Origin of the sequence: Rahnella selenatireducens (assembly GCF_046449555.1) — a bacterium.
Taxonomy (GTDB): Bacteria; Pseudomonadota; Gammaproteobacteria; order Enterobacterales; family Enterobacteriaceae; genus Rahnella; species Rahnella selenatireducens.
This window is the reverse complement of sequence record NZ_JBKEZJ010000025.1, coordinates 13,340-33,265: the sequence shown is the minus strand read 5'-3', so window position 1 is coordinate 33,265 and position 19,926 is coordinate 13,340. Positions and strand designations below refer to the sequence as shown.

Here is a 19,926-nt window from a genome sequence, read left to right as displayed (position 1 = left end):
TACAGCTTCAATTTCAATCGAGAGGTCAGATGAGAAGAGACGGCTGACTTCTACGAGCGAGCTGGCTGGCAAGTGATCACCGTAATTTCGATACAGTACTTTGCGTAGCTCGTTGATCTCCTCAAAAGAGGTGACGAATATAGTCACTTTCATTAGTGCTGAAAAATCTATCTCTTCTACACTGACAATTTTCCTGATTTGGTTAAATATTTCTTCAGCCTGCCCAGCAATGCCTTCATGTTGTGCCGCTGTGCCAAACGCGGTCAGGCCGGAAATATAAAGCGTGTTGCCATGCTTTACAGAATGGACGTAAGGTGCCTTTACTTCACCTAACGCAGGATAATTCCTTCTTACTAAATTGCTCATGCCGATGGCCTTTTTAAAAGGGAATAAGCCACAACATTACCATTCAACTGTGACTGCTCAACGTTAATTAGCGTCTTGCAAAAGTATGCACTCTGGCACGAATCTGCCTCAGGTTAGGATCCCATGGCAGCCACGAGCGAGGAGCAGACGTTGTAATCACTTTTAAATTCAAATGGATTACAAAATTTCGGGTACAGTATCTCCCGGTAGAAGTCGAAGGCCAATATCCATAATTCTACATTTTGGAAAGTGTCACAATGGTCAAAAATATCTGCTAGAGGAATAATCAGTGTCTCATTCATCATCAAGAGCAAGAGTTTTGGATACAGCAAGTCCTTTGGCACATAGAGCATCCCACGCACGAAGTTGCGCTAACCATGTGGCGAACAGGTTAGGAATTACCCGCAGTGAGCTTTTGATAAAAGTCGAGGAAGATTCCGGGGCAGGTCTGGTATCACCACTAACTGAACAAGAATTGATGAAAGCGTTCAATTATATGGAGAGCCTTTAGCTTTAGTACACTATGAGCGAGGAGCGGACATCGGTGTGACATTTTTTGAATAAATCCGAGTGTCGCAACCGAGGGACTCATTAAAAAGGGCTCTTGCTGAATAATAAAATTGTATAAATCCGTCTGGATTCCGTACGGCTATGCAGATAGGATGATTCCTAATAAAAAGAAGAATAAAGAAGTACAACGGTTTTTCATATCGTAAGGAAAGTAAAGATGACTGTATCTCAACAGGCCACAACCTCGCAAAAGGTCTGCGCAACTATTGCATGGTTAATGGCATTAATACTGCTGGTAGGCTTGGCTGTATTCTTCTTCGCTACCACAGGTGGCGTTTCAATGTGGGTTGGTGGGGGCATGAGTGCGGTCTTTGCATTTGGTTTCACCCAGATGTGGTGGCGGAAAATTAACAGCTGATAGCAATTTTTTAAAAGAGGCGGGGTGATCCCGCCTTTTTTATTGAGTTCGACAGAATGACGTTTTACCGAACGCCCCGAGAAGGGCATGGCGGTAATTTGGAAGCAATTTACAATCGCTAATGTCCGCTTCTGGCACATAGCTGCCTGTTAGAATTCTTTGAACATACATCCAATTAAGCAGACTTTCCGATGTCTGCTCTCGGTACGTTTTCCTTTCACGGAATGATCATCATATGCAACAGAGCGCTCAAATCAGTTTTGCACCTCCGCGCCTGTTGATGGTCATTATGGTAGTCCCGACAGCAAATTTGCGCCAAAAACCCATCAGCGTTCCCTTAGCCTGGCTGTGATCCTAAAACACTGTTTCCCTCATCAGTTCTTTCATCACTCTGACAAACTCCTCTCCGGGTTGTGACATGACGCCGTGACCATCGGGCACCGCAACAACTGAAACTTTCAGCGCCGGTTTGAACGGGCGCACGGCTAACCCTGTCATATCACAGCCCTGTATTGAGAAACGATCGACGATAGTCACACCGTTATTATGCCTGACCATATTAATCGCCATGCTGTAGCGGTTGGTTTCTATGGCTGCGACCTGTCGTTGATGAAACTCGGGTACAATGTCGGCAATCATCGCCACCAGCCTGGCATCGGTGGTAATAAATACCAGCTCGCGAGGTTCGATGTCATGCCAGCACACCTCAGTCTGCTTTGCCAACAGATGCTGCTCCGACAATACGCACACCATTTCCCCCTCGCTCACCATGAACCGGTTTTCGCCCTGCTCGCCGCCGGGTTTGACCACAAATCCAAGGTCGTAACGCCCTCCTTCCACCGCCTCTTCGATCTCGTTATTCAGGCACATATCCGCGACAACGCCATAGTCGGAGAATGTCTGACGAAAACGTGCAACAGCGCGAGGTAACAGGTTTAACGCTAAAGCCGGAGTGGCACAAACTCGCAGTTGTCCTACACGGTATTGGCGGATATGTTCAACAAAACGGTCAAAACGTAGTCTGTCGAGATAAACCCGAAGCGCCTCTTTGTACAGCTCGTTGGCCTCGGGCGTCGGCTGCATTTTACCTTTCAGCCGTTCGAACAGGTTAAACCCCATCTGCTGCTCGATAAGTGACAATATCTTACTGACCGAAGGCTGTGACATCGCCAGCTGTTGCGCGGCCGCTGTCACAGAGCCGAGCTGTACGACGCTGATGAAAACTTCAAGTTGCTTTGGAGTCATAACCATTTTCCATATAAAGATATGCTATTTTTGAATTTTGAATGCATGCACCCAGGGTTATAAAATTTAAAACTATATTCTTTTGGGGGCATATAATGAAATTATTCAGAACACGTGTGATGTCGGCCTTATTGCTGATACCAGGAATTTTTCTTGCACAAGCCCCGGCGAAAGCCGCGGAAGAGATAAATACTATTTTGCCAGATCATGTTATTCGCGTTGGAGCTGTTAACGCGCCACCGTGGTATCAAAAAGATCTGCTCACCAACCAGTGGACCGGTCTGGTTCCCGACGTGGCGCAGGCGATATTCAAAAATACCGATATAAAAATTGAATACGTCGACACTCAATGGGGCACCGCGGTTGCTGGATTGCAGGCACATCGTTTCGATATTCTGGGTGGCTTCAACAAGACCCCGGAAAGAGCGAAAGCTGCCGATTTTACGCGCCCGATGGGTGCTCATCAGATGGGCGTCCTGACGTTAGATAAAGATACGAAAAAGTATCAGAACTGGGCGACGATTAACAATCCGCAGACCAAGCTTGCCGCCATTGATGGTTCAGCGGCGGTGACGCTGTTGCAACCTCAGCTGGACAAGGCGCAGTGGATTATTGTGCCGGACAGCGACAACATGCAATTGCAGATGGAAAGTGGCCGCGCCGATGCTATCGTGACCAATGATATCCAGATGTCCCAGTATATTCAGAAACGCCATCAGGGCACCATGGTGATCCCTGAACCGGTTAAAGAGCAAGCGACTAATATCGGTCTGCGTCAGAACCGTCCTAAGCTGCAAGCCTGGCTGGACGGTCGGCTGGAGCAATTGGATAAAGACGGCACACTGAAAGCTATCTGGCAAAAATACACTCACCCGGTTAATCAACCCTAATGACTGAACAGGCCTCTTTGCCGTTACTGAAAATAAAAGCACTCAGCAAATCTTTCTCAGGCAATAAAATCATTGATGACGTCACCTTCGAGGTTCACCCCTCGGAGGTGATCGGCGTTATTGGCCGCAGCGGCGCTGGGAAATCCACCCTGCTGCGCTGCCTGAATATGCTTGAGACGCCTGACGGCGGGCACATCTGGCTCGGCAACGAAGAAATCGGTTTTTTCGGAAAGGACAGAAAGCCCGTGAAGCAGCGCACGTTGGCACGTCAGCGTGCATCAATGGCGATGGTCTTCCAGCATTTCAATTTGTGGCCACACCGCAGCGTTTTGCAAAATATCATCGAGGGACCGGTTCAGGTACTCGGGATATCGCAAAAAGCCGCCACGGAAAAGGCCATGACTTTGCTCACTCGCATGGGTTTGGCGGAAAAAGCGGCTGATTTTCCGGTTCAGCTTTCCGGGGGTCAGCAGCAGCGCGTCTCTATTGCTCGTGCGCTGGCTATGGAGCCGCGGGTGATTTTGTTTGATGAGCCGACTTCTGCGCTCGACCCGGAATCTGTCGGCGAAGTGCTGGCAGTCATCTCCGAGTTAGCGGGTACCGGCACCACGATGATAGTCGTCACTCACGAAATGCGTTTTGCGCTTCAAGTTTGCAGCCGCCTGTTGCTGATGGATAATGGCAAACTGGTGGGCGAAGCCACCCCGAATGAAATCTGGACTCAGGCGGACAATGCCGAAATTCGTCACTTCATGGCGCTGTCGGGCGTGACGGCGGAGGATCTGCTCTGATGCCGGTTTATCACTGGGACTTCTCGATACTCTGGCAGTATCACGCCATTCTTGTGGATGGAATTTTCACGACCTTTAAAATCGTTCTGGCCTCAATCACCTTAAGTATTATCGGCGGTGCCTTGCTTGCACCATTGCGGGGGGCTTCTAAAGCGATTATTCGCTTGCCGACTCAGGCGTTGATCGAAGTGGTGCGTTCGATTCCACCGCTGGTGTTGATCGTCTGGGCTTACTATTGCCTGCCTATTTTGTTTGGCCTGACGATGTCAGCCTACCTAACCTGCGTGCTGGCGGTTTCCCTATACGGCAGCGTGTTTTTTGCCGAGATATTTCGTTCCGGGTTGCAATCGGTGGATCACGGTCTTGTTGAGGCGGGGCTTTCTGTCGGGATGTCACCGCTGAAAGTCTTGTTCCGCATAACCGGGCCAGTCGCTTTTTTGCGTATCCTGCCCGCTTTTGTCAGCCAGTGCGTAATGTCGATCAAGAATTCGGTCCTGGCGAGCTATATCGCCACCGGCGAAGTGCTGTATCAGGCGCAACGCCTGAGCACTGCGACGTTCCGGCCGCTGGAAACCCTGACTTTTGTCGCCGTATTTTTTGTAATCACTATCCTGCCGCTGTCGCTGCTGGCGAGCTATACCGAACGTCGGATTCGCACACGTTACTTTAAGCGTTGAAAAAAATGATGAATATCACCGCCACACGCCAGTTGGTTAAATTCGCCTGTACGTTACAGGCACAAACGATCCCTGAAGCTATCCGTCATAAAGTCAGCCTGCATTTACTGGATGGGCTCGGCTGCGGCTGGGCTGCAAGCCAGCATCAGAGCAGCAAACCGGCTATCCACTCTGCCCGCCTGTTTGGCGGCAACGGGGATTGTAGCGTATTTGGGCATACCGGGTTTAGCCCGCTGGCAGCCGCTTTTAGCAACGCCGCGGTGATAAATGGTCTGGATCACGACGACGGCGTGGAAATTGACGGCAAAGGGCTTGGTCATCCCGGAGCGACATTGATTGCCGCCGCGATGGCCGCGCTGGATATCAGCCCGATCCCCGTTAGCCACGAGGCGCTGATTACCGCTTTAACCGTAGGCTTTGAAGTTAATAATCGCCTTATTCACGCCATCCAGCCTTCGGTCGAACGTTTTAATCAGGTATATGGCGTGGCGCAGCACCAGTCAATGGGGGCAGCGCTGGTTACCGGGCTTCTTTTGGCGCTAGATGAACAACAGTTACATAACGCTGTCGGGCTGGCTGCGGCATTAACGCCATTACCCAGCTTGCATCAGTACAACTGGCAACAGCGGCCCTTATTATCGATAAAAGATGCCGTCGCTCCAGCTGCACAGGCAGCGGTGCAAGCCGTCATTATGGCGCAACAGGGTATGAGTGGCAGCCTAGACGTGCTTGACGGCGAACAGGGTTTTTGGCGCATGATCGGATCAGACCAATTCGCCCCGGAAATACTCACGCACGATCTTGGCAACCACTGGTATGCGAATTACGGCAGTTTTAAAATCTATCCTGCCTGTCGCTGGCTGGCCTGCGCGCTGGAATCGCTGGAAACCCTCGTTCAGGAAACCGGCTGGCGGGCGGAGGATATCCAGTCTGTCGAGGTGCATACCTTCCCTCGCATTGTTGACGATATGATGGATTATCGTCCGCAAAACGTGACCGACGCACAGTTCAGCCTTCCCTGGACCATGGCTGCGGTCGCGGCCGGGCTTACACCTGGTGCCGGCTGGTACACTGAAAAAAACATGAAAAGCCCGGTGTTGCGGGCGCTGGCGGATAAAGTCACCGCCATTCTCGATCCGGATTTTACCGCACGAATGACCGGCCCGGCCCGCCAGCCCGGCGCACGCGTGGTGCTAACGCATGTGAATGGCAGCCGCTCGGTACAGGAGCGTTTCAAACCTTTGGGTAGCTCTGAGCGTCCGCTGACTAAATCTGAAGTAATTGCCAAGGCGCGTCTAAATTTAGCTGGTCTAAAGATTGATTCTGAATCACTTATTAAGAACATGATCCAGCAAGACTGCACCGATCAAGTCTTTTACTCATCAGCAGCGCAACTTACTGGTGCATCAGTACTTTCAACCAACTGTTGGATATAATATCAATTTATCAATCCTTCATTCTGTCCATTTCTATAGCAGGATGTGCTAATCAACGGGAAGTAGGTCAGGGGATTTCTAAGCCCTTTATTGTAGAGAGTGTTTCTTGATAAATATTAGTTCAGCTTACTAGCATTGCTCTTTTGAAGAAACCTGACTATCCGCTTCTGACACAGAGCAGACCGATGTGAAAGGACTGTTTGCTATGAACGAGGAGCAGACGTTCTGTGTTGAGTGGAAATTCATTATCCCCACAGGACTCTCTGTGGCGATTCAATGCCTCTTTAGGTTGCTAAGGATATATTGCTCAATTTCTGATGCATAAAATCAATAAGCGCTCTGGTTTTAGCGGGCAAGTAACGCCTATCTGAATAAAGAGCGAACAATTGCAATGGGGCTGCCGATTGTTCAAACTCAATCTCGATTAACCGTCCATCGCTGATGTAGGGTTGGCAGGCTTGTTTCGATAGAATTGCGAAACCGACACCTGATACCGCAGCTCGTCCTGCCATCTCTCCGCTGTTTACGCGATAATGCGCATTAACCTTAATTGTTTCGAATCCCCCCTTTAAATTGACAAACTGCCAGGGAGCACCTTTCAGCGCACTTACTGTTGTAATGCAGGGTAATTCTTCAAATTGCTGGATATGAGAAGGGGTACCATAACGCTGAATGACTGAGGGGGCGGCAACAATTGTACAAGGGATAGTCACCAGATGACGGGCTATATAGTCACTGTCATCCATTCGACCACGAGTAATAATGATAGCAAAATCCAGATCATCTCGCAGTGATTCGAGGCCTGACAAATTTGTGACACAGCTAATCTCCAAATCCGGATACTGACAGGCAAAATCGGCAATAACAGAACCCAGCAATGCAGGACCTATTTCATTGGGAATACAGATGCGTAATGGCCCCTTGAGTTGCATTTGCCGCAATGTTAATTCTGTTTCAGTTTGCTCAAGCGCCTCCAGTAATGGCTTCGCTCGTGTATATAGTAGGTGCCCCGCCTGGGTGAGTTTCATGTGTCGCGTGCTGCGCTCAATGAGCTGAAGATTCAGTTTTGCTTCTAACTGAGAAATACAACGACTGACATTTGATGTCGGCATTACAAGGACTTTCGATGCCCCAACAAAACTTTCTCTTTCAACTACCGCAATGAACACTTTCAAGGTATTAAAATCAAGAGCTGGGCGCATGAATTATCCCATATATGATAAAAGTAATTGCCATTTTTACCATCTAATCAACGCTATTGATAGCAATTAAACTCGGATATCTTTCATCCATAGGGTTGCTTGCTATGCCACTGGTCACACAGACGTTTAATCATAAAACACTCACGCGGATAGCCGTTGTAATGGCTTTTATCCAGTTCAATAATGCGCTGGAGTACATGGCGTTAACGCCCGTTTTTGCTTTTATGGCAGATGGATTTTCGGTTCCCATATCATTTTCTGGCTATGTTTCTGGTATGTACACACTGGGTGCTGTCCTTTCCGGAATTATTGCTTTTTATATGATCGACCGATTTAATAAAAAACAATTCCTGGCCAGGAATATGGTGCTGCTGGGAGCATTAACATTTTTTACCACACTCACTACTCACTTTGACACTCTACTCGCACTGCGATTTTGTGCAGGATTGGTTGGTGGTACGACAATGGGGGTAGGTATGAGCATTTTGATAAACTATGCCCCAGCTAACTTACGTGGAAAAGTGCTGGCAACGGTGATTGCATCGTTTTCAATGGTGAGTATCGTCGGTATGCCAGCTGTATTATTTTTTTGCACGCACTATGGTTGGCATACTGCGCTATGGTTAATCAGTTCACTTTGCCTGCTGTCTTTACCGTTGATAGTATTTATTATCCCCAAGGATACGGTTACACCAAGCGTGAAGAGGAATCAATCTATTGATACTCAAACCATTTTTTTCGCCTCTTGTACTGCAATAGTACAATTTAGCCCAATGCTGATTATTCCCATTTTGACGCCATTAATGATGCAGTATATGGGAGCACAAAAAAACCTATTACCCTTCTTATTCTTAAGTGGAGGGATCGCAGGTTATCTGTCCACAAAAATGACAGGAGTTCTAATATCGCGTTTATCTGCTCTGATGTTGGCCACAATTTCAACTCTGTTCTTTGTAGCAAGCTTGCTGATTCCAGCGATGGGCTATCATAATGCAGTTCTATTTATAACTTTGTTTCTTGGGGCCTCATATAGCCGACTTGTTTCCGCTTCGTCGGTTGTTATCCAGTATCCTGAGGATGAACAACGAGCCAGTTTTTCTTCATTACAAACAGCAATGATGTACCTGATAACAACTCTCGCATTCTTTCTGTCTTCCTTATTACTTCCTGATCAGGGAATAACAACGCAAAATCTAAACAGACTGTTGGTTGTCAGTGCATTAGCCGCATCTGGATTTCCCGTAATGGTCATAATACTTCAAAAGAAACTGGCTAAACGTACTATCCAGACACTTCATCCTTGATTAGCGCAACGTCCCCTTTTGCAAGAAGCGGACGACCTATCTGAGCTGGAGGTCTGCTGTGAGCTAAGAGCGGAAGTTCTGAATGATTACTTACATCGAGGTGCCTAGAGTCATAGAAAGCAGAACATTTCAGTTGGTTTAAAGGTTAATGGAAAATTTCAGCTGACTACTGATGATTATTAGCTGTTAGGTAACATCAGAACAAAAAAAATGTAAATGTGTTACTATAATAAAAATAGGGTCTTGAGGGTTTAGGATTATACAGATATGAGATTTTATAGCATAGATTATCTACAAATGCAGTCTAACATCAATGATTATTTAAAATACATCGTTATATTTAGTACTTTATTTATCCTGATCGTTGTTTTTAGTTTGTATATGCGTCATCGTTTGCAAACTAAATATCGTGACTTAACAATCATAGCCTTCTTATTTTTGCTCTTCATTTCTGGTGTTCAGTATGCTGATTACACCGATAGCCAAAACATACACTCCCAATCATCACAAATGGTTAACTTTGTTAGGTTGTTATCACAAGAAAAAGATGTAAATGTGAATACTATATTTTCTAGTTCTGTACAACTCTCTGATGGCATTATCGTTAAAATCAATGATATTTTTTATCGCGTTAACTTAAGCCCAGATCAGAAAACATATAATTTAGTAGAGGTTTCGTTAGTAAACCCAAAAATAGAAATCATAAAGACTGAGGTGTGGAAATGATAATTTATTTACCTATCATTATAAAGTTGGGCCTGGGTATACTGTGTTTAATTGTTCAAATAAATCTTATGGGAAAAGGAAATCTGGCCCCCTCATCCGCAATGGATCAGGTTCAAAACTATGTGTTGGGGGGGATTATAGGAGGCGTGATTTACAATGAATCGATAACAGTATTACAATTTGTCCTGGTCCTAATTATATGGACTTTCTTGGTCTTTGTTCTTAAGTTTTTGAAAGAAAACAATCGATTTGTTAAAAGAATAATTGATGGAAAACCTATTACTTTAGTACATAATGGCAGTATTAATGTTAAAGAGTGTTTACGGAATGGTGTTTCTGCAAATGATTTGATGTTCAAATTAAGAGCAAATGGAATTTATGAAATAGAACAACTAAAACGCGTGGTTCTAGAACAAAATGGGCAGTTAACCATTATACAAAGCGGTGATGAGAATATACGCTATCCAATTATAGTGGACGGTTTAGCCAACCATGATCTGCTCGAAATCCTTAATAAGGATAGTGAATGGTTAGAAAATGAAGTTACAAAGCAAAACTTCAATAAAATCAGTGAAGTATATTTAGGTGAGTATTTATCAGGTAGAATTAATTTATACGGATATGAAAAATAATATCCGAAATTAACTCTCTAATTCTCAAAAGGCAGCCATTTCAGGTGTGCCTCTGCTTATATCAACGTTCGATCCTAAGACGGAGCGGACAAGCTCACAGAGCATAAAAGGTCAGCTCGGACATCCACACTTTATGCCTGACACTAGAGGTACCGGCATTACTCATAACAACTTGAGTATAAACTCCTACAAGTCATCTGATGTATGCTATGTCAGTCAAAGAGGAGAAGAGCAATGACTGAGCGGAAAGAACCCTACTGGAATCGCATGGTTCCCGAACTGACCGTTTTGGATTTTACAGTATCTCTGCAATTCTATGTTGACGTGCTTGGCTTCAACATCATGATAAGACGTACTGAGCCCGATTTTGCATATGTCAGTCTCGGCGAGGCGCAATTGATGCTTGAACAATATTCTCCGGAAGGATGGAATACGGCTGAATTAATCAGGCCTTTGGGTCGCGGCGTTAATTTTCAGATAGAAGTAGAAGATATCAAATCCCTTTTAGCTCGTGTCAACGCTAGTGGTTATAAGTTGTACCGGGAACTGCGTGATAATCATTACACCATTGGAGAAACGACAGCCTGCCAGAGAGAATTTCTTGTACAGGATCCTGATGGCTTTCTCCTGCGCTTCACCCAATATATTGAATGAAGTATTAGTATTCGCCCCTCCCATGGGATGGACAAGTGTATTGAACTTAAAATTACACTGAGCGAGGAGCGTACCTGCTCTTATGATAATCCCTACAATTGATGCATGTTGGGGTACTTGATTTAACATTTGATTTTTAAAAATTGGAGTTTTTATGACCAGGTGTTTTCTTGCATTTTTTTACATGGTGTGCGCATTTGCGGCAAATGCTGCTGATGGAGGTAATGGCGGAAATGGAGGTAATTTCTCTGATGGAGGAAACGGAACAGACGGTACTAATACTGTATCTACTCCCGGCCGCGCGGGGTGCCCGGGTGGAACCAATCCAGACCGTTCGGGAAATTTTTATCTTCCCGGTACAAAAGAGCAATGCAATCCCGGGAAGCAGGATGAAATTAAACGCTCTCAGTAAGAATTAACAGGTAAAAGACAATTCACGAGATGCGTCCGCTTCTGGCACTCGCAAGACGCTCAGACCCGGCATGGCCAGGAAAGAATCGGTATCAATCTGCACGTTCCGCCAATATTGACAATTCAACTGTTCCACGCTCAATAATTCGCTATGATGAAAAAATGAAAAGGATATCGAAGATGAAAACAGTAGAATTTCTGCTGTACACCCTAAAACCAGGCTCTGGGAAAGACTTCCACAAAATCATGACGGAGGAGAGTGCTCCACTTCACCGTTCAGCGGGTATGGATATTATTACTTTTGGTATATCCGCGCATGACAACGACGCATACTATCTGATCAGAGCTTATGACAGCCTCTCCCATCTCAAATCCTCTCAGGAAGCTTTTTACAGCAGTGAAGAATGGCGTCTTGGCCCCCGCCAGGCCATTATTGAAAGGATCAGCGTCAGCGTTAAATCGGTGCTCATGCTTAATAATAGTGCCATTGAGAATTTACGATCCAATTGATTGTGCATCTATGCATATAAAAGCCGCGCAAGCGGCATTTATATTACATGCCCGAGCCGTTAATCTGAGGTATCTCACCGGCAGCTATGAGCGAGAAGCCGAGCTGAGTCCTAAAAGGTAACCCACATTGCTACAGGTCGCCCCGCAATAAAATTTTTAGAGGTCTCTTCAACGATTAGGTTTACCAGATGCGGCGGTCGTGCGTGGTCTTTCACAATAATAAATCCTAATGCACCTTAAAATCTGGCATTAAAAGCGACCATATTGTCTGTTGTAAGCGTGGTAACAGCCAGACCGCGTTGCTGCCCAGTAAGGAGAATTCTCTGAATAAGCCGTGTCACGATCCCATTGCGCTGCCATTCCGGCTGCACATCAATTTCAGCAATGTGCAGCCTTACGCCTTCAACTTTTCTTGTTACAAATCCTACAGGAACTGAATCAGGCGTATACGCCGCGAGTAACAGACCATTAAGACTGAAATTGCTCAATTCCTTAAGGCTCCTCCCCTGTTACCACACCGGCATTACGCAATGTTTGAAAAGCAGCCAGTTCAACAGCACGAAGCTTGTCAGAATGAGTGGGATTGATAGTGAAATCCATGACTTTTTTTCATAATTATTAGTATCTTTAAGTCTCTATTATCTGGAAACAAGAGTGAGCCCTTCTCACCGAATGAACGTTAACTCGTTGATCCTATTACGGGAAAAAACTTCAATGGTTGCCACGACAGTTGCCATAGGCTCGATAGCTAAGAATCAAGTAAGAGTTGCTGCTGGGGGGCGACGCCAGCCTGCAAAAGGGTTCTGGGGTGACAGTTAACCTCTTTGACAGATTGCTCAGCGATGTATAACCGCTAACTTCGGGTATTTCTTTCTCTCTCTGCCTCGCCATCGCCCCCTCACCACTTGCGGGCCTATTAAGGATCACTACCTGGGTAGAAACTCGCCATGTTCCAGGCTGAAGATATGGAGGCATTCTACTTTACGATTGAACGCTTAAGGGACTCAGAACTTACTACCAAACCTTCTTTCGAAATGGTAGGAATCATTCCAACCATCAGGAATGGATATAAAGCGTTTGAAAAGCGCCCAGAGTAATGCGGTGCCTCCCATATATACCAGTCAGCCCTCAGAAACTATCAGCACAATAGTCTGATTGACAAAATCCTGCCATCGCAGGACTTTGCTTTTAACCGCGGACTGGCGAAGCCATATCTGACTCCACCAATAAAGGAAGTGAGCACTTATTAATAAAATTTATTGCACCAGAACGCCCTGAATAAGACTTGCTTTCACAATAGTGACCTGCGAAATATTCAGCGCCTGCATAAAGCCTTCAACAAGCAGAAGATTACTCACGTCAGTTGAACGGTATTGCCCTGGAATCTCGTTGTCAGTTTTCCAGACCTGATTTTTTGAGACGCGTTCAACGTCAGCCAGTTGGTAAGTATTATTAGCTGGATGAATCTGCCCCTTAACCGAATAACCATGAACACCACCAATTCCAATAACCCGGCGTTTTTGTACATCCTCCTTGATTTGGGCGCTTACGTGCGTCCGTGCATAAAAGTTGACGTAACGCAGTACGGTATTGCGCTGCGAACCAATCGGGTTAGGTGACTCGGTTTTATCCAATTCCTGATTTTTCAGCACGCTAATAATAAATTCTTTCAGTGTCACGGAGGCCAGTTTGCCAAGATAAAAATCCGTCACAGTCTGGCCATTTTGTTCACGCATCGCCGTCATCTGCATAGACCCGCCACCGATATCCCAGACTAGCAGATCCTCATTTTTGACATTCCTGTCATGCAAAGCCGCTTTAGCCGAGAGGAACCCCAATTCGGCCTCCTGTTCCTGGGAAATTATGCGCAGTTGAACCCCCGCTTTTTGGTTGAACATGTCAATGACTTGCTGACCGTTGGACGCCGTTCGGAAAACTGCTGTCGCTACGCCGGTAATACGTTGCGGGTGAAAAGTCCGGGCTTTATTCACCATATCTTTCAGCGCGATCACTGCTTCCTGCTGGATCGTTTCGTTAATCTGATTATTTCTTGATTTGCCCAATTCAGCGTTAAAAGCCAGCGGCCGCTGATCCTCATACAACACTTTACCCAACTGGTTATGGCAAATATCCACTTCTGCGACCTGAATTTTGGTGGTACCCGAGCCCATATCGATTCCCGCACGAGTTTCGATACAGTTAACTGCTTCTGCGGAGAGCGTGGTTAACCCAAATACGATGCAAATAAAAATTTTTAGTGAGTGGTTCATTTCATCCTGCCCTGAAAATAAAGAAAAATTGAATTAGCTACCAGGAAACGTTACCCAACTTCCGACACAGCCAGCATACACTTCTGCACTCTGCGATTTTCCGGGCAACGCCGTACGCACGCCGCCGAGTCCGGTTTGGGTCTCGGCGAACTCAATCTTCCAGTGCGCATCCGGTGCGAAGCGCACGCCATCCAGCGTGATGCCAAGCTGATGTGTGTCATCGTAACCCCGCAGTACAAGGTCGCCGGATGCACCAATAACGTCCCGGAGTACGATGTCGCGAAAAACGGGGATCTTACTACCCTGCGCTTTGGCGTCGTAGTGTGTATCGAAATCAATCGGACGGCGGTTGTTGCGCAGACACACGTGCTCGAAGCTCACATTGCTGACTAATCCACCGCGGCTGGCGTCACTCTTAATGCGCAGACCGGAGGTGGTACCGTCCAAAGTCATCCCCTGAACCAGTACATCGCTGACGCCGCCGACCGTCTCGCTGCCGATAGACAGACCATGTCCCCAATAAAAATGGTTATCGATCAGCGATATATATCGGGTGGCTCCAGCGCTCCCAGCCTTGATTGCTACGTTATCGTCGCCGGTGCGGATGAAACTGTGTGCAATGGTGACATCCTGCGAGGCACCGGGGTCGATACCATCCGTATTGCGCGCACCTGCAGGCGTATCGATGCGTACGCCCCAGAACGTCGCTCCTTGTACGGCATTCATCGCCACGTGGAAGTTGGGCGCATTGCGCAGCGTGACCTTGTAGAACGTGATGTCGTGAGCGTGGTCAATCTGGATCAGGCGCGGGATATTCTGCTTGCTGCCTTCGGTTTGTGCGCGACGCGCGAGCTGCCACCATGTCTCATTATGCCCAATCATCGGTTGCCCGCCCTGCCCGTCGATTATACCCTCGCCAACAATGCCGCCGCCCCGTGTGCCATTGAACAAGATTAACGGACGGCAGCCATTACCTTTGTGATCGAGAGTGCCACAGCGGCCATCATTGTCATAGGCAAGTGGATTGGTCGTTGCTGCCAGCACTGCATCACGATCGAGCCAGAGTGTGACGCCGGACTTCATGATCAGCGGCCCGCTAACAAAGCCGGTGCCCGCAGCACCGGCTATAAGACGTACGGCGGCTCCCGGCTGACAGTGGTTGATACTATCCTGTAAACGCTGAGTATCATCTTTGGATTGTGCGGAAGAGGTCAATGTTACGCATACCGAAACAGGCAATCCGGGTTCTGACACGTGCCGCCGATCTTGCGCTAAACCGGAAGTACTGGCCAGGAGCACTGATAAGACAAAAACACGGCAGGAAAATCCCAACATGTGATTTAGAATCATTAAAATACAATCAGCCCATTGATAACCATGACAACATCATATTTGAGGCATATGAATTAGTCATGTCTTGACCAAGAAAATTCGCAGTTAGCTCTTCAGTTATGACAGCTTTCCTTTCCCAGTCATTTATGACTTGGTTAAAGTAGAGGCAACATTTTTTTCCTGAATCATTCATGAGGGTAATAATGCAAGAACTCGATAGGATCATAAACTTTGCAGCTAATCCGATAGTGGATAAGAACTTTCTTGCTGAATGTAAAAGGAGGCTGAATAAAAATGGTGTCCTGGTCTTGCATGACTTTCTTAATCCGGTTGCGCTGAAAGCTATTAAGAATGAGGGGGATGAAAATCACCATTTAGCCTATTATACCAGCAGTAATCATAATGTTTATCTGTTGAAACCTGACGCCGGACTGCCAGACTCGCATCCTAGAAATCGGCAGATTGTCTCTTCGAAAGGTTGTATTACCGATGAAGAGATCCCGCAAGACTCGGCACTTCGCGCGCTGTATGACGCGCCCGTTTTCCAGGCGTTTCTTTGCACAGTGCTGGGTGAAGAACAGCTGTATGCTTACGCTGACAAACTTTCTTCAATCAACCTGCATTACGCCAGCGAAGGCCAGGAGTTGGGCTGGCATTTCGATAACTCGTCTTTTGCCATCACCCTGCTGATACAAAAACCTGAGGCTGGAGGCGTGTTTGAATACGTTGAGAACCTGCGTGATGCAGATGCTGGCGACATGAATTATGAAGGCGTTGAAAAACTACTGAACAAGCAATTTGAGCCGAATAAACTCGGCATTGAAGCAGGCGATCTGGTGTTGTTTCGCGGTCGAAATGCGATTCATCGCGTGACGCCAACTGAGGGGGATACCACGCGCATGCTTGTGGTTTTAGCCTACAATTCTCAGCCTGAAATTTCGCTGTCCGAGTCTGCCAGAATGACCTTCTACGGACGTATTTAACGGCCTGCGGTTCTGACTTATCACCAAAAAAACATGCTGTGTAACAAGATAAGGTACTCATAATTAAATCTCCTGATGAGGAGGAAATTTAGGAAATTGCCCGCTGAACACCAGTCACTTTTGTCCAAAATATTTCTTTAGGGCGTAATGTGTATTAGCTTTTAATGCAAAGGTTAGAATGTTAAAGGCTGTTTCGGAAGATTCCATAAACCCGAGAGTGTTGGAATTGTTTTTTATATAGTTCGAAGGATAACAAGGGGGTAACATGCTGAACCCTGGATTCGTTACCAGTAAAGCACTTGCTACATGGCAGGATATACCCGTTTTCTTGCCTCAGTTTCAGTTCCATGAAAAACACCAAACTGTCATTAAGACGAACTCACCTGAGAAAATCCTGCCGCTTATAGCGGAATTCGATATTCAGCAAGACGCCGTTATTCGGCGATTAATGTCTTTGCGACAACTTCCGCAAGTATTCCGGCGCAATAAACAACCTCTGGCGGTTAAGGACTTTGGCCTACACAGCTTTACTCTTCTGGAAAAGTCACTATCGGAGCTCTGCTACGGGTTACGTGGACAATTCTGGCGTGCCGATTTCGGTCTGGAAAATGTGCTGGATACTGAAGCTTATCTGAAACCAGTGATGCGGGGCAGCGCGAAGCTCTTAATGCGCTACCGGGTAAAAAAAGTGAATGAAGGGCAATATGAGCTGCAAACTGAAACGTTTGTTTACTGTCCGGATCGAGCTACTCAGCTGAAAATGGCGGCTTACTGGCTGGCAATACGGGCAGGTAGTGGATGGATTAGAAAAAGGACGCTTATAGCTGTTAAGTCAGTTATTTGATAACAAAGGCAGGCGCACGGCATAGTCTACGTTGAGTAAGAAACAGACACGGGATCTCGGGATAGTTTGGAAACCGTGTTGTCCCATAACCCGTTTTAGCTGATGCTTTCCTTAGCAGGTTGCTTTAAGTTGGCCACACTCATCCGGCAGGAGATAGCCATGATAACAGTAGAGAAATCAGATCCATTTTCTTCAGAATCCCATCGCTTAATCGAAATGCTGTCAGAGGAACTTGCCGCTATAACTGGTGATAACGGCAAAAGCAATTTCACCGTTGGAGCAATGAGTGATCATAAAGCTTTATGGGCATTAGCAAGGAATTCTTATGGCAAAGCTATAAGATGCGGTGCTATACGACCATTGACGCAAAATATTGCCGAGCTTAAAAGAATGTTTACAGACCGAAGTGTCTCAGGGATTGGCGGTGCTTTACTCACTTTTCTTGAAACATCTGCAAAAGAGATGGGATATAACGAACTTAGGCTGGAAACCCGATACATCAACTATCGGGCTGTTAATTTCTACGAGAAAAATGGTTATATCCGTATTGAGAATTACGGCCCATACATCGGCAGAACAGAAGCTGTCTGCTTCGCAAAGTTATTGCGCTGATTGTATTAATCGGGTTTGACGTCCGCTACTTGCACGAGGCGGACCTAAGAAACAACGACAAGGTCTGCTTTGAGCTAAAAAACGGAGATTGATAATTGAAGAGGGAAATTCCGCAATGCACTTATTTCTTAAGTTTTGCTGCTGCTTTTAAAGTAGCCCGTCGTCTTTTTTCAATAAATGGTGCGATCTGTTCCTTTGCTATTTTTATCTGTTCTTCACAAGCTGTGCGTGGGGAGCCAGATGTAAAGGGAGGTGCGGGGTCATATTCCATATGCAGCTGAATATTTTGAGCTATATCACTTCCGTACATTTCTGACACAACATTGAGAGCAAAATCTATACCTGAAGTCACACCTGCACCGGTTATTCGGTTGCGGTCACGAACTACGCGCTCATTTACCGGCTCCGCACCTAATAACGCTAGCTGATCCAGAGAAGCCCAGTGTGTAGTTGCTTTGTATCCATCCAGAAGCCCTGCGGCGCCCAAAACAAGTGACCCAGTACATACCGAAGTCACCAGCTTTGCTTGTTTACTTTGAGTGCGGATAAATGAAAGGACTTCTTCGTCATCCATCAGATATATTTGACCTGGTCCACCTGGGACACAAATTACATCCAGGTCGGGACATGTTTCGAATGTGGTTGTAGGCTGTATAGCCATTCCACGATCAGAAACTACCAGATTCAAACTTTTCCAGATTAGGTGAACCTTTGTGTTTGGCGCTCTTGCGAAAACTTCATAAGGGCCGGTAAGATCAAGCTGAGTAAGAGCAGGAAACAGGAGTAGGCCGATTGATATGCATGAAGAATCGCTCATAGAATCCCCTTTAACTTAGAAGGATATAATTTAAAGTCGTTCAAAAAGGTAACCATTTATGAACGACTTGAAGGGGGCTTACTGAAGACCATGCTTAATTCAGCTGTATTTCAGTGATATAAAGAAATTTATCATCAGCCCGAACTAGAATACTAATGGTGAAATGACCGCTTTTCGCTCATAGTGACTGTCAAAGTCAAGAGTACTATGATTAATCGCAGAAAGATCCTGTTAATTATTATGGTCCCTCAGGAATACTGCCAGCACATCTTTAGGAGGAACACCTCCGCACTCAGAAACTAACCAGCCTACAGCTCCGCGGTGGTAGGTCCCATGAAAAAGCATATGATTTAACATATCAATAGCTGTCATTTCTCCGGCCCCCCCATCGACAAAACGAAATTTGATAGCTTCAAAGAAATCGGCCGAAGTCATTGATTCAACATACTTAATATACCAGTCAGTGCTATCGGCCATTTTAACTTCAAGCTCATCTACAGACGGGGTGTCTGGGGTATTTAGCGCAGTGTAAGTATGTTTTTGTCCCGAAATATTTGCTCTGAAAATCATGTCCACTACATGGACATGATTCATCAGTCTTAGCATCAGATGACGTTTTTCTGAATAAGTAGATTCGCTAATTACGTTGATTGTTTTTAGGGTTTCTGAATCAATCCAGCGTTTGTACTTCAACAGTGTAAGTATTGTGCCCTTATCCATAATTCCCCCCTGATTTACCTGTTCCGATAGCATATCAATAACGCACATTTCTTAGCAGTGCTTAATTTCTCCTAAGTCGTCCTTTGAACGAACGGCGTCCATATTTCGCTCGGAATAGACCTGTATTTTATTCAATTATATCAGAATGTTGTCATCAAATTAGTCAAAGTGGCGGACCATTGTTTTAGAGTTTTCATTTATCGATTTTCCGATTCGTTGGGTAATAACTCGCCGTTATATTCGTGCAGCATGAGCGCGCTGTAATATCTATCGATATAGTCTGTCATTTCATGGACATCGTCGCTAAAGCTTACGTAACGTTCTGAAGTGAGCATATCGCCTCTGTTAAGGTGGCCAAATCCAATAAAACGTTTCACTCCGGCGGGGTTTTGTCTTTTAAATTCATGTGATACGTTGAAGCTGTTGCGGTGAATCCTACCTATGCGGTAGGGCTAATCAGCTTACCCTCAAAGAGAAGACAGCGAACCGAGGTTGGCTGGCCAACGGTTCACCGGGAGGCACCCGGCACCGCAACGTTAAATGAATAAAGCTTTCCAGTCTGCGAAGATGGGATAA

At 46.1% G+C, this 19,926-nt stretch carries 21 protein-coding genes and 1 pseudogene; 13 read left to right on the top strand and 9 right to left on the bottom strand.

Annotated features, from left to right (window positions below):
* Positions 1 to 366: RidA family protein (locus ACLBVC_RS23385; RefSeq protein WP_410151617.1), on the bottom strand; the 366-nt coding region annotated here is incomplete at its 3' end.
* A gap of 727 nt (positions 367 to 1,093) precedes the next feature.
* On the opposite strand from ACLBVC_RS23385, the gene ACLBVC_RS23380 reads away from it, so the two are divergent.
* A complete protein-coding gene (locus ACLBVC_RS23380) occupies positions 1,094 to 1,294 on the top strand; it encodes a hypothetical protein (protein ID WP_410151616.1) in 201 nt (66 codons plus the stop codon).
* Positions 1,295 to 1,648: 354 nt separating this feature from the next.
* On the opposite strand, the gene ACLBVC_RS23375 is transcribed toward ACLBVC_RS23380, so the two are convergent.
* Positions 1,649 to 2,539, bottom strand: a complete 891-nt coding sequence (locus ACLBVC_RS23375) for a LysR family transcriptional regulator (protein WP_410151615.1) — start codon at positions 2,537 to 2,539, stop codon at positions 1,649 to 1,651.
* A gap of 95 nt (positions 2,540 to 2,634) precedes the next feature.
* On the opposite strand from ACLBVC_RS23375, the gene ACLBVC_RS23370 reads away from it, so the two are divergent.
* The 4 genes from ACLBVC_RS23370 to ACLBVC_RS23355 are packed head-to-tail and all read left to right on the top strand — an operon-like array spanning position 2,635 to position 6,333.
* Positions 2,635 to 3,429 (top strand): substrate-binding periplasmic protein, encoded by a 795-nt coding sequence (locus tag ACLBVC_RS23370; protein WP_410151614.1) that lies wholly within the window; start codon positions 2,635 to 2,637, stop codon positions 3,427 to 3,429.
* On the top strand, positions 3,429 to 4,220 hold the full coding sequence (locus ACLBVC_RS23365) for an amino acid ABC transporter ATP-binding protein (RefSeq protein WP_410151613.1): 792 nt from the start codon (positions 3,429 to 3,431) through the stop codon (positions 4,218 to 4,220). Before ACLBVC_RS23370 ends, ACLBVC_RS23365 begins: the two co-directional genes overlap by 1 nt.
* Positions 4,220 to 4,897 (top strand): amino acid ABC transporter permease, encoded by a 678-nt coding sequence (locus tag ACLBVC_RS23360; protein WP_410151612.1) that lies wholly within the window; start codon positions 4,220 to 4,222, stop codon positions 4,895 to 4,897. Before ACLBVC_RS23365 ends, ACLBVC_RS23360 begins: the two co-directional genes overlap by 1 nt.
* 5 nt (positions 4,898 to 4,902) lie before the next feature.
* Positions 4,903 to 6,333, top strand: a complete 1,431-nt coding sequence (locus ACLBVC_RS23355) for an MmgE/PrpD family protein (protein WP_410151611.1) — start codon at positions 4,903 to 4,905, stop codon at positions 6,331 to 6,333.
* Between the two features lie 284 nt (positions 6,334 to 6,617).
* Here the strand turns inward: ACLBVC_RS23355 and ACLBVC_RS23350 are convergent, their stop codons facing one another.
* Complete coding sequence (locus ACLBVC_RS23350) at positions 6,618 to 7,535, bottom strand: LysR family transcriptional regulator (RefSeq protein ID WP_410151610.1); 918 nt, start codon at positions 7,533 to 7,535, stop codon at positions 6,618 to 6,620.
* 104 nt (positions 7,536 to 7,639) lie between these two features.
* Here ACLBVC_RS23350 and ACLBVC_RS23345 point away from each other — a divergent pair, with 104 nt between their 5' ends.
* The 5 genes from ACLBVC_RS23345 to ACLBVC_RS23325 all read left to right on the top strand — a co-directional run bounded on the left by ACLBVC_RS23345 (position 7,640) and on the right by ACLBVC_RS23325 (position 11,772).
* The gene (locus ACLBVC_RS23345; protein ID WP_410151609.1) at positions 7,640 to 8,839 is read left to right on the top strand and encodes an MFS transporter; all 1,200 of its coding nucleotides are present in this window, start codon (positions 7,640 to 7,642) and stop codon (positions 8,837 to 8,839) included.
* Between the two features lie 267 nt (positions 8,840 to 9,106).
* Positions 9,107 to 9,565, top strand: a complete 459-nt coding sequence (locus ACLBVC_RS23340) for a DUF3290 domain-containing protein (protein ID WP_410151608.1) — start codon at positions 9,107 to 9,109, stop codon at positions 9,563 to 9,565.
* Complete coding sequence (locus tag ACLBVC_RS23335) at positions 9,562 to 10,197, top strand: DUF421 domain-containing protein (protein ID WP_195815913.1); 636 nt, start codon at positions 9,562 to 9,564, stop codon at positions 10,195 to 10,197. The genes ACLBVC_RS23340 and ACLBVC_RS23335 overlap by 4 nt, the downstream gene beginning before the upstream one ends.
* A 234-nt stretch (positions 10,198 to 10,431) precedes the next feature.
* Positions 10,432 to 10,851: a bleomycin resistance protein gene (locus ACLBVC_RS23330; protein WP_195815914.1), complete on the top strand. Its 420-nt coding sequence runs from the start codon at positions 10,432 to 10,434 to the stop codon at positions 10,849 to 10,851.
* A gap of 591 nt (positions 10,852 to 11,442) precedes the next feature.
* Positions 11,443 to 11,772: an NIPSNAP family protein gene (locus ACLBVC_RS23325; protein ID WP_410151607.1), complete on the top strand. Its 330-nt coding sequence runs from the start codon at positions 11,443 to 11,445 to the stop codon at positions 11,770 to 11,772.
* Positions 11,773 to 12,008: 236 nt separating this feature from the next.
* Here ACLBVC_RS23325 and ACLBVC_RS23320 read toward each other — a convergent pair whose 3' ends face one another.
* From ACLBVC_RS23320 to ACLBVC_RS23310, 3 genes are all read right to left on the bottom strand, one after another.
* Entirely contained in the window at positions 12,009 to 12,260 is a 252-nt protein-coding gene (locus ACLBVC_RS23320; RefSeq protein WP_229893635.1) for a GNAT family N-acetyltransferase, read from the bottom strand.
* Between the two features lie 768 nt (positions 12,261 to 13,028).
* Complete coding sequence (locus ACLBVC_RS23315; protein ID WP_410151606.1) at positions 13,029 to 14,042, bottom strand: Ppx/GppA phosphatase family protein; 1,014 nt, start codon at positions 14,040 to 14,042, stop codon at positions 13,029 to 13,031.
* Positions 14,043 to 14,075: 33 nt separating this feature from the next.
* Positions 14,076 to 15,296: a glycoside hydrolase family 28 protein gene (locus ACLBVC_RS23310; protein ID WP_410151605.1), complete on the bottom strand. Its 1,221-nt coding sequence runs from the start codon at positions 15,294 to 15,296 to the stop codon at positions 14,076 to 14,078.
* A 281-nt stretch (positions 15,297 to 15,577) separates the two neighbouring features.
* Here ACLBVC_RS23310 and ACLBVC_RS23305 point away from each other — a divergent pair, with 281 nt between their 5' ends.
* The 3 genes from ACLBVC_RS23305 (at position 15,578) to ACLBVC_RS23295 (ending at position 17,813) form a co-directional block, all read left to right on the top strand.
* A complete protein-coding gene (locus ACLBVC_RS23305) occupies positions 15,578 to 16,357 on the top strand; it encodes a HalD/BesD family halogenase (protein ID WP_195815918.1) in 780 nt (259 codons plus the stop codon).
* Between the two features lie 265 nt (positions 16,358 to 16,622).
* Positions 16,623 to 17,201 (top strand): hypothetical protein, encoded by a 579-nt coding sequence (locus ACLBVC_RS23300; protein WP_410151604.1) that lies wholly within the window; start codon positions 16,623 to 16,625, stop codon positions 17,199 to 17,201.
* A 159-nt stretch (positions 17,202 to 17,360) separates the two neighbouring features.
* Positions 17,361 to 17,813 carry a GNAT family N-acetyltransferase gene (locus ACLBVC_RS23295; RefSeq protein ID WP_410151603.1) on the top strand — a complete coding sequence of 151 codons (453 nt, stop codon included), beginning with the start codon at positions 17,361 to 17,363 and terminating at the stop codon, positions 17,811 to 17,813.
* A gap of 121 nt (positions 17,814 to 17,934) precedes the next feature.
* Here the strand turns inward: ACLBVC_RS23295 and ACLBVC_RS23290 are convergent, their stop codons facing one another.
* From ACLBVC_RS23290 to ACLBVC_RS23280, 3 genes and pseudogenes are all read right to left on the bottom strand, one after another.
* Entirely contained in the window at positions 17,935 to 18,630 is a 696-nt protein-coding gene (locus ACLBVC_RS23290; RefSeq protein ID WP_410151602.1) for a DJ-1/PfpI family protein, read from the bottom strand.
* Between the two features lie 231 nt (positions 18,631 to 18,861).
* Positions 18,862 to 19,350: a DinB family protein gene (locus tag ACLBVC_RS23285; protein ID WP_410151601.1), complete on the bottom strand. Its 489-nt coding sequence runs from the start codon at positions 19,348 to 19,350 to the stop codon at positions 18,862 to 18,864.
* A 197-nt stretch (positions 19,351 to 19,547) separates the two neighbouring features.
* Positions 19,548 to 19,670, bottom strand: a pseudogene (locus ACLBVC_RS23280) (IS3 family transposase); the annotation flags it as partial.
* Between the last annotated feature and the right edge of the window lie 256 nt (positions 19,671 to 19,926).